Annotated in this window: 1 protein-coding gene; it reads right to left on the minus strand. The window is 61.9% G+C overall.

What is annotated here, in order from left to right:
• Positions 1–18: 18 nt before the first annotated feature.
• Positions 19–1208 (minus strand): IS3 family transposase gene (locus PRI8871_RS19395; protein ID WP_108887813.1). Its coding sequence is split into 2 segments (ribosomal slippage): positions 19–956 and positions 956–1208, totalling 1191 coding nucleotides; the frame shifts between segments, so codons are not numbered across the junction.
• Positions 1209–1271: the final 63 nt, after the last annotated feature.

The raw sequence follows: 1271 nt of genomic DNA on the forward strand, positions 1-1271 counted from the left end.
TGACCTGCCACTGAACTTTCATCCAGCCGCGACCGGAGTCCGGTTGGTGTTTACGCCGATCGGCGCAGGTTGAGCAATCGCCCGACGCGCGGAGCTTTCATTTCGCGCAGCGGGGCGGGCGATTGCGGTGGTCAGGGCCCGTGCGTAGTCAGCCGGGGTCTGGTAGTCCAAGGCCGAATGCGGACGCTCGGTGTTGTAGTCGGCGGCCCAGGCTGTGATCACGATACGCGCATGGGTCAGGTTTCGGAACATGGTCTCGTTGAGCAGTTCGTCGCGCATCCGCCCGTTGAAGCTTTCGACGAAACCGTTTTGCATGGGCTTGCCCGGCGCGATGTAGTGCCATTCAATCCGGTGCTCGGAACACCACCGCAGGATCGCGTTACTGGTCAGTTCCGTCCCATTATCGCTGACAATCATCCCCGGCTTTCCGCGGCGCTCGATCAGGGCCGTCAGTTCACGCGCCACTCGGCGCCCCGATATCGAGGTGTCTGGGATCGCCGCGAGGCACTCCCGGGTGACATCGTCGACTACGTTGAACACCCGGAAGCGCTGGCCATTGGCGAATTGGTCATGAACGAAATCCAGCGACCAGCGCGCATTGGGCCGGGCCTCGACCAAGATCGGGGCTCGCGTTCCGACAGCCTTACGCCGCGCCTTCCGTTTGCGCACCGTCAGACCCTCCTCGCGGTAGAGCCGATAGATCCGGTTGATACCGGAAGGCTCGCCCTCGCGGCGCAACAGCACGTAAAGGCGCCGATAGCCGAACCGCCGACGTTCGTTGGCCAGTTCGCGAAGGCGACCGCGCAGCTCCGTATCCGGGGCACGCTGAGATCGATAGCGGATCATTGTGCGGTCCGCGCCGACGATGTGGCAGGCCCGCCGTTCCGACAGGCCATGACCGGCCCGAAGATACGCGACGGCTTCACGCTTCACGGCGGGCCCTACCACTTTTTTGAAACCAGATCCTTCATCGCAGCCAGATCCAGCATCTGCTCGGCCAGAAGCCTCTTCAGTTTGGCGTTCTCATCCTCCAGCGCCTTCAGCCGTTTGGCCTCCGATACTGTCATGCCGCCGAACTTGGCCTTCCAGTTGTAGAAAGTGCCCTCCGACATGCCGTGTTTGCGACACAGGTCCCCGCACTTCGCGCCTGCTTCGTGCTCGGTCAGGATGCCGATGATCTGTTCGTCCGTGAATCTCGTTCGCTTCATTGTCCGTCCTCAAGTTGGATCGGACTCTAATCAACGGTGGAGGAAAAATCCCGTGGCAGGTCA

Origin of the sequence: Pseudoprimorskyibacter insulae (assembly GCF_900302505.1) — a bacterium.
Classification (GTDB): domain Bacteria; phylum Pseudomonadota; class Alphaproteobacteria; order Rhodobacterales; family Rhodobacteraceae; genus Pseudoprimorskyibacter; species Pseudoprimorskyibacter insulae.